At 43.6% G+C, this 8,985-nt stretch carries 8 protein-coding genes; 1 reads left to right on the forward strand and 7 read right to left on the reverse strand.

Annotated elements, in window-relative coordinates; genetic code table 11:
- The coding region (locus C7B77_RS16470) for a tetratricopeptide repeat protein (RefSeq protein ID WP_146138359.1) at positions 1-1,540 on the reverse strand (1,540 nt) is incomplete at its 3' end.
- 599 nt (positions 1,541-2,139) lie between these two features.
- On the opposite strand from C7B77_RS16470, the gene C7B77_RS16475 reads away from it, so the two are divergent.
- On the forward strand, positions 2,140-2,850 hold the full coding sequence (locus tag C7B77_RS16475) for an LCCL domain-containing protein (protein ID WP_106307024.1): 711 nt from the start codon (positions 2,140-2,142) through the stop codon (positions 2,848-2,850).
- Positions 2,851-3,098: 248 nt separating this feature from the next.
- On the opposite strand, the gene C7B77_RS16480 is transcribed toward C7B77_RS16475, so the two are convergent.
- The 6 genes from C7B77_RS16480 to C7B77_RS30075 form a co-directional block, all read right to left on the reverse strand.
- A complete protein-coding gene (locus C7B77_RS16480; protein WP_106307042.1) occupies positions 3,099-3,515 on the reverse strand; it encodes an aspartyl protease family protein in 417 nt (138 codons plus the stop codon).
- The gene (locus C7B77_RS16485; RefSeq protein ID WP_106307027.1) at positions 3,515-3,724 is read right to left on the reverse strand and encodes a hypothetical protein; all 210 of its coding nucleotides are present in this window, start codon (positions 3,722-3,724) and stop codon (positions 3,515-3,517) included. The genes C7B77_RS16480 and C7B77_RS16485 overlap by 1 nt, the downstream gene beginning before the upstream one ends.
- A gap of 193 nt (positions 3,725-3,917) precedes the next feature.
- Positions 3,918-6,980: a CHAT domain-containing protein gene (locus C7B77_RS16490; RefSeq protein WP_106307030.1), complete on the reverse strand. Its 3,063-nt coding sequence runs from the start codon at positions 6,978-6,980 to the stop codon at positions 3,918-3,920.
- Between the two features lie 253 nt (positions 6,981-7,233).
- Complete coding sequence (locus tag C7B77_RS16495) at positions 7,234-7,629, reverse strand: helix-turn-helix domain-containing protein (RefSeq protein ID WP_106307033.1); 396 nt, start codon at positions 7,627-7,629, stop codon at positions 7,234-7,236.
- Positions 7,613-7,912, reverse strand: a complete 300-nt coding sequence (locus tag C7B77_RS16500) for a type II toxin-antitoxin system HigB family toxin (protein WP_106307036.1) — start codon at positions 7,910-7,912, stop codon at positions 7,613-7,615. Before C7B77_RS16500 ends, C7B77_RS16495 begins: the two co-directional genes overlap by 17 nt.
- A gap of 80 nt (positions 7,913-7,992) precedes the next feature.
- A partial coding sequence (locus C7B77_RS30075) for a hypothetical protein (protein WP_181243888.1) occupies positions 7,993-8,985 on the reverse strand: 993 nt, incomplete at its 5' end.

The following is an 8,985-nucleotide window of genomic DNA, read 5'->3' on the forward strand; positions in this document are numbered from 1 at the left end:
GAGATGTGTATAAGAGACAGGTGTTGAGTCGTTCTCGATCGAGGTTGATGCCTGGGTTATTTGGATTGGTGATGCTGCGACTTTCGGGGGTGTTGGGGTCGATTGCTGTCGCAGACGGCAAGCCGTTCGAGTTGCCAGAATCGCGGCGATGGTTGAGGCGGCGTTCTTCGGATAGTACTTGTCGTCGGAGGGTGTCGAGTTGGCTGAGGATGTCTGGGGGGATGTCGCCTTTAGGGTAGAGATCGCGGGTGGCGAGGAGTTCGACGAGGTTGCGGGATTTACTGCGTTCGGCATATTCGATTGCTCTATCGAATTGTTGGGTGTTGATGCAGGATTGCACGAGGTTGAAGTAGACTTCGATCGCTCCTTCGATTATTTCTTGCTTACTCTGGTCGCTGGTTGCCCAAGTACGGCTTTGTTCGACGGCTGAGATCGCTAATTGATAGGCATCGATCGCCTGTTGCCAATTGCCTTCATCAAAGTGTAAATTGCCAAGATTTCGGGCTGTTCCGAGACAATCGATCGGGATATCTTGAGGTTTATATATCTCCAGGGCAGATTGATAACAAGCGATCGACCGTTCCAGATTCTCTGCTCCGTCGTTTTTAATCTGGTAATTGTAGGCAACAGCGAGATTATTTTGAGTCATTGCCCAGTCAATCGGGAAATCTGCTTTGGTATATATCTCCAGGGCAGATTGATAACAAGCGATCGACCGTTCCAGATTCTCTGCTCTGTCGCCTTTAATCCGGTAATTGTAGGCAACGGCGAGATTATTTTGAGTCATTGCCCAATCAATCGGGAAATCTTTTTTGGTTCTAATCTCTAAGGCAGATTGATAGCAAGAGATCGACTGTTCCAAATTCTCTGCTCTGTCGCCTCTAATCCGGTAACTGTAGGCAGCAGCGAGATTATTTTGGATATCTGCCCAATAAATCGGCAAATCTACCTTGGTTTGTATCTCCAGGGCAGATTGATAGCATTCAATAGATTTTTCCAGATTCTCTGCTCGATCTCCCCTAATCCTGTCTCTGTATGCAGTGGCAAGATCGTTTTGGGTAATTGCCCAATTAATCGGCAAATCTGCCTTGGTTCTAATCTCTAGGGCAGATTGATAGCATTCAATAGACTTTTCCAGATTCTCTGCTCGATCTCCCCTAATCCTATGCTGGTGAGCATTGGCAAGATTATTTTGAGTCATTGCCCAGTCAATCGGGAAATCGACTTTGTTGTAAACCTCTTGTGCGACTTGGTGACAAGCGATCGACAATTCCATGTTCACAGCCTTATTTCCCAGTGGAAATTGCTGGATGAGATTACCAAAGTCAACAATATCGTTAGTGATTAACCTTTGAGTATCTCGATCCATTTCCGCAAAACTAGTGCTTACCCAGTCCTTCAGTATCTCAACGATCTCATCATCCAAAAGAACTAGATTTTGCTGCAATAGTGGATAGACAACTTGAGAATCGCCGTTGCTATTTGCGATTGACTGCAATACCTCCAGTAAAAAATCAAGCTGTTGCTCTGTTTCCTGCATGAACAATTACTCTCTTCAAGAACGACCCTCAACATTATGATAGATCTATATTTCTGGGTAACACGATCGATCCACCACAACCAGAGTTTGCACTACTGCCAAAGAATCGGACAGCACTCATCGATCGATTTTCTGGCATCACGGGCTATCGATCTTTGGTTTGAGTATTGAGATCGAGATACACAACTCAATTTATCATCGATCGCGGGATTCGGTCTAATTAGTATTAAAGCCATTAACCAGCAACACGATCGGATAATTGCCGATCTCAGCCATTACGATGTTTTCGATACCTCTGTCATCGTTGCTGCATAAATAAAGCTCGATCGATACTTTAGGTTACTCGTTACTGACCGATCGCGCAAAATGCCGCCCAGGGGTTAGTCTTCTGCTCGATCGAATAAAGCAATTTTTGGTGTTGATGAATTGATGTATGATATGGGGTAATTTCTCCATGCGGATCTTAATTACTGTGTACTAACATACTATCTACCGATCGCCCATGTTGGCTCTGACTCACACTAGAAATAGCAATAGCAGTTTCTTAATCGACTAATACTGATTGAAATAATGACAACAAAAATTAAATTGAGGTAAACATGAAAGTACAAAAAATATCAACTTGTGTTGTTCTAGCATTGGTATCTGTACTGTATTCAATAAATGTAATAGCACAGGAGAGAAAAATAACATGGGGCACTTCTGCCTCAAGTCTTGGCAGTAAACTAGATCAGACTTTTAGATTGAATTGCCCTCCAAACGGTAGTATTGGTAGTATTTGGGGCACAGATATCTACACTAGTGATTCTTCGATTTGTACTGCGGCTGCACATTCAGGATTAATTACAGCTAGGGATGGTGGTCGGGTAAGAATTAGAATTCGCCCAGGGGCAGAATTTTACAATGGCACTACACGTAATGGGATCACAACCAATGGTTATGGTAGTTATCAGAGTAGTTTTATATTTCTTGGGTCAGATGGGAGTCCGGTGTTTAAAGAGCTACCTATTCGCCTAATTCAATGGGGTGATTCGGCTTCTGGTGTTGCAGCTCGGCTGGATCAAGACTTTACATTCAATTGCCCTCCAAACGGGAGTATTGGTAGTATTTGGGGCACAGATATTTACACTACTGATTCTTCGATTTGTACTGCGGCTGCACATTCAGGATTAATCACAGCTAGGGATGGTGGTCGGGTGACAATCAGAATTCGCCCTGGAGAAGAATTTTACAATGGTACGACCCGTAACGGAATCAAAACCAACGGTTATGGTCGCTATAATAGTAGTTTTATATTCCTCGGCAAGTAAGAAGGTATCTAACTAAACTATTAGTGTAGAACTGCAAAATATTTATCTGGGTTTTAGAGTTTGACTATTACTAAATAATTAGAATAGGAGTAGTCAAACTCAAATAACTTCTCCAATCTACTCATTTCTAAGTAGGTAGATGCAATTATTTATAAAATAGATTATGTCTGAAACCTAGTTGGTGGGCAGTGCCCACCCTACGCGATATTTTATATTTAATTACGCCCATCTACTTACGATCCAAGATTTTACAATTTTGGACAGACCTCAAAAAATAGTTGCGATCGATAGAAACAAACATCAAATTCTATAAAGAAATTCATCCGTCCCAACAGTAATGGCACATCATCCGATTTGCTCCAGGCAAATACCAGACGCACTGGGTTAAAATTGCCAATTTGGGCTGAAACTAATAAACCTCGCGCCTCTGTCGATGCTAAATTTCCAGCTAGAGTTACAGCCATTGTCTGCTCTTCCCATGCAGCACCAAGCTGAACGCCCAGTCTGTACGGCAACACATTTACACTAGCACCTGTATCTAGTAAAGCCACGATATCGATCGATGATTCTCGATACGTCAATGTCAGTGGCATTTTTGGTACCGCATCAACAACACCGAAAGCATCAAATCCTTCGATAAAGTTAAACCTTTGACTGTCGCGCATCATGCCTGTGGTGCTTCTGATTCTAATAGTTGGGCTAATTTGTGAGCTGCTTCATGGGAATCGAATGGCGACCAGATCTCATAAGTTGCGCCAGGTTGCAACGCTGGCTCTTCCTCTTGTGCCAGTTCTGTCACTAAAAACTGCATAACCTTTAACTTATCTGCACGAGGCAAATTTCTTAGCGTTGGAAACAATTCTGTTACTGTCATGAGTATTTAGAGAATTCACTTTTCTTTTATTTTGTCACAACAAGATCGGCTACTGATGAGAATGTAGCACATTTGCCATTAACTATCTCTGAAACCCTGACATCATCGCGATCGAGCCGACTTGGTTGAATAATTTACAATTGGTAATTGATATCTCCAAAGATAACGTATCTAACGCTCCTATAGTCGCTCGTTACTGCCCGATCGCGCAGAATGCTGCCCAATGATAAGGAGCCGCAAAGGGTTCAGACTCTTTCTCAATCCGATCGAGCTGTGCGTCGATTTCGATCGTTCGACTGGGACGAATACCAGACTGAGCCAACCAAGGCGTAACCATTTCCTTAATTTCCTGACCATTGGCTTGTCGCAGCCAGCGTTGAGCATCATTGAGGGCGATCGATACCGAATCATTCTGTTGCAAGTTATTGTAGAAGCGGATCATCAAACAGGTGGTAGAAAGATCGTCCACTGCCCATAGCGAACTAACGATACTGGGGCTACCAGCGAACAGAAAACCACTGGGCAGACCGATATATTCATCGATTTGTTTCGACACATCAACTATGCCCGTTTCACAGGCGGAAAGCGTCACCAAGCGGCATTGGCGGAGGTCTTGAGTGAAGATTTCACCCAAAGTCAGGCACTTTTCTAGGTCGCGGATTTTTTGACCGTCTGGGGTGGTGACGAGACTTTCTGACATCATTAATGCCGATTGGATAGGGTTGGCAAAGTCAAAGACTCCATGACAGGAGAAGTGAACGCAGTTGCTTTGGGAGAGGAGTTCGGGGGTGAGGACGGATTTTTGGGCTGCTTGGTGGCTGAAGACGCGATCGAATGGTTGAAAATGAGTTCTTAATGCGGTTACTTCGAGGTTGGTAAAGGTCAGATCTTGGGTGGGATCTTGGACGGCTAACAGGTTTTGCAGGGGTGGGCGGCTCCACTGTTGGGCTAGTTTGAGCAACTGGACGCTGGGGGCATAGCGAACGCCTTGGGGAAATCGATCGAGTAAGCAAGTTTCGGTATTATCGGGAAGGACGATCGGTAGGGCATGGAGGGGAATCAGGTGGAGGAAGCGATGGGGAATCAGAATCAGTCGATCGCATTCAGGGGGCAGTTGTTGGAGGATTTCTGCCAAGCCCAATGTTTGCGAGAATTGCGCTAGGTATTGGGGTAATGCTTGTTTCCAGTCTTTGTTGATTCGTTCGCGATACTGACTATAGGCTGTTTGATACTCGGTCAGAACTTCGATGAATTGCTGGAAGGCTTCAGGAGTGGACTCGATGAGCTGGGGGTGAGTTGCTTGAGGGGTGACGATAAATGTCAGGAGTTTGTCTTGGGCGATGTACCAGGTGACGAGGGCAGTACGATCGTTGGGGAGTGCCGATCGCATTTCCTCAAAGCTAATCGGTTCGACTTTTTGGGTGAGTTGAAAGCTGGGATCGATGGGTTGGATATGGGTGGTAATCAATCGCTCGAGTTCTTGTTTGAGGGATACTAATCGATCGCTATGTTCGATCGCAGTTCCACTTTGGGAAATAGCTACACCGCGTTGGCTATTGTCACTATCGATGAATCTCTGCCCAGAACGGTTATTTTGTTGTTGGATCTGGCGTTCTGCGATTAGTAGCTGTCTTCGCAGTTCTGCTAAACTGGCGAGAATTTCTGGGGCGATTTCACCTCTGGGGTAGGTGTCGCGATTAGCGAGGAGATCGACTAGGTTGCGGGATTTGCTGCGTTCCGCATATTCGAGAGCTTTGTCATACTGTTGGGTGTTGATGCAAGATTGGATTAGGTTGTAATAAATCTCGATCCCCTGTTCGAGGAATTCTTGTTTGTTCTGGTCGGTCATAGCCCACGAGCGTAATTGCTCGACGGCAGTAATGGCTATTAAGTATGTATCGATCGCCTGTTGCCAATTGCCTTCGTTAAAGTGCAAGTTGCCCAAATTTCTGGATGTGCGGAGACACTCTATCGGCTGTTTTGAAGGGGTGCATATCTCAAGTGCTGCTTCATAGCAGGCGACCGCCTGCTCCAGGTTCTCAGTACGCACTCCTTTGACTCGATTATGGTATAGAAGAGCGAGATCGCCTTGGACTACAGCCCACGCCACTGGGAAATCAACATTCGTATATACCTGCAATGTTGCTCTACAGTATTCGATCGATTTCTCTAGATTCTCGGCTCGATCTCCTTTGATTCGATAAAAGTATGCAGCGGCGAGAAGAATTTTGGTCTGTTGCCAATTTCGTGGTAAATCAGCTTTGGTATAAACTTCTAATGCTGATTCAGAGTAAGCGATCGACTTTTCCAGATTATCCGCTTTATCTCCTCTGATTCGCTTGCGGTATGATATTCCAAGTTTATATTGAGTTAATGCCCAATCTTGAGGGAAATCAGCTTGGTTATATATCTCTAATACTGATTCACAATACCCAATCGACTTTTCCAGATTATCTGCTTTATTTCCTCTGATTCGGTCATAGTATGCACCTGCTAAAAGATATTGAGTGAATGCCCAATCTTGAGGAAAATCAGCTTGGTTATATATCTCTAATACTGATTCACAATACCCGATCGACTTTTCCAGATTATCTGCTTTATCTCCTCTGATTCTTAGAAAGTATGCTCTAGCAAGCTTATCTTGCAAGAATATCCATTTTTGAGGGAAATCAGCTTTAGTATAAACCTCTAATGCAGATTCACAGTAGGCAATCGACTTTTCCAGATTATCAGCTCTCTCTCCTTTAATCCGATTATAGTATGCATCACCAAGACAGCCTACACTCTGCGCCCAAGCTATGGTTGGATTTTCCTTGGTGTACATTTCCAGCGATGCTTTAAAATATTCGATCGATTCCTCTAGATTTTCTGCTTTATCTCCACTAATTCTTTCACTGTAAACATAGCCAAGAAGTGTTTGAATATTCGCTATTGTTGCCCGCTGAAGTGGAAAAATTATTTTGGTATAAACCTCTAGTGCTGATTGCCAGCAGGCAATTGCCTGTTCTATATTCTCTGCTCTCTCTGGTCTGATTCTTTCAAAGAATACATGGGCAAGGAAATTTTGAATAGCCGCCCAATCTGTTGGGGAATTTTCAATTGTCAATACTCCCAAACACAATTGGCAACAAGCAATGCTGATTTCAATATTATTGGATCTATCTCCAAATTTAAAATTATAAAACCGCGAACTCAGCTTTTGATAGAGACATGTAATATCAGATGGCAATGATTCTCGAAAAAGCTTAGCAAGCACATCAATTAAGTGATGATTGAGATAATCTAAGTGCTGATGAAAAAATTCAAAAATTGTTTCTTTGTCTTCATCATTTGGATACTCTCAAACAAGTTCGATTAATTCCTTGGCTACTCGATCATATTCTGTCATTGCCGCCATGTCTTTTGCTTTAATTTCTAATATCAATTCACGAAAAAAGATCGAAAGCTATCGCAAAAGGATGAGGATATAATCACAACATAAGAGTAACGAATAATCACTCTAATCGCGATTAAATAAATAAACTAGGAGAAACATGAAATAACTCTCCTAAAACCTTAGCTTGAGCCTTACTAATCGATCGCTTGCCATTAACTATTTCAGACACCACCCCTCTAGAGCCAATTACACCCACCAACTCTTCTTGCTTCATATTTCGCGCCTCCATCAAATGCACCAGCATTCGATCCGTTCCAGCACTTGGCAACGGATAGCGATCCTCCTCAAACTTTTCGATTAAGATCGTCAACAACTCCAGCAACGCATCTTCCTCTGGAGAGCGTTGACGATGCTCCAATGATTCAGCCAAGACAATTGCCGCTTCATTTTCAGCTTCAGTTTCGATCGGCTTTGGTTGATACTGAGCCAACAGATCGCCATAAACACTACGATTAATAGTATGGGTCATCTTTCCATTTATCCTTATCGTATTCAGCGTGGGTTAATACATACTTAATGTAGATGCGCCCAGTGGCATATACAATGCTAGTAATCAGGCGATAATCATTGCCCTTGATATTGAAAACTGTAAAATTACCAACAGCATCGGCGGCTGGATAAGTTTGCCGGACATCGACTAGATTTGCCCATCCTGATGATTTTGCGACCCGATACCAGGCATCGAGTGAATCTGCTGCATCAGCATGTATTTCTGAAAACTCTAGCAATCTTTTCCGACTGACGATCCGCATGAATTGGAATGTGTCTACATCATCTCATGTTCTCATAACGAGAATATAAAGTCAATGATTCGGAAAAGTGGATAACCCCCTCATAGCTTCCCTTTAGAATGCCGAGTGAGCCACCAAAATAAAACTCCAGCCACGATCGCAAAAATACAACCCACCAAAGCATGAAACAAAAGATTGCTTAGATACAGCCCGATCGCCCCGTCTACTGCACCTTCATCCAACTTGATTCCAAAATAATTCAGGGCATCCTGAGCCGCTTTTTGCCTAATCGCAGCCGAAAGACTAGTTGCAGATAAACCAGTACCTACCATCGCCACCAAAATATTTAGATTGCGGTTTCTTATTGTCTCTGCTGCTTCTCTAGCCAACTGTTGCTTTTGCCCCTCAATTTCCACCAACCCGCGAATTGTTTCGATCGTCTGGTCGAACAGACTTCTACCTGTGGCTAAATACTCCAGATTATAACTAGTTTGCTTCAAATGTCGCTGACAATCGCGGCTAACAAACCGATCCCAAAACGTTAGATCGTCACAGTCAGGTAACGCTATTTTCTGTAATGCACTCAATCGATCGGCAAAATTTTCAGTATTGATTTTAATAGTTGTAAGCTGATTTTGAATATCCAAGATCGACTTAGAATATTGCAATGTTTCCTGTGGCTTTGCTATCAACCAGTCTTCAAGAATATTCAAACGTTCTTCACGAGTTCGATCCACATGAGGTGTTAGCATTCGGGCTAGCTTCCGATTATTTGGCTCTTGCTTGAGAATAATTCCTACCCGACTTTGTAACCCCGCTGATTCTGACTTTAGTAGTCTTTCCAGATGCGGTTTCAACTTCCGATTTCTCAGTCGCGAAGTTTGCCCCTCTAACTGCTCCCACAAAGCCTCATCCTGCTTCAGCTTCACCTCCTGAAAATCCCGCGCTGTCTGCTCCAACTTCTCATACAACTTACTAGCCTCTCGGTAAGCCAATTCAGCCTGATGCGCCGCCCATTGAATCTTGCTCCGACTCAATAGCAACTGCAACATGGCATGGTAATAGTCACCCTTAGCTTCTAGAGCGGCTGTTTG

Origin of the sequence: Chamaesiphon polymorphus CCALA 037 (assembly GCF_003003845.1) — a bacterium.
Lineage (GTDB): Bacteria > Cyanobacteriota > Cyanobacteriia > Cyanobacteriales > Chamaesiphonaceae > Chamaesiphon > Chamaesiphon polymorphus.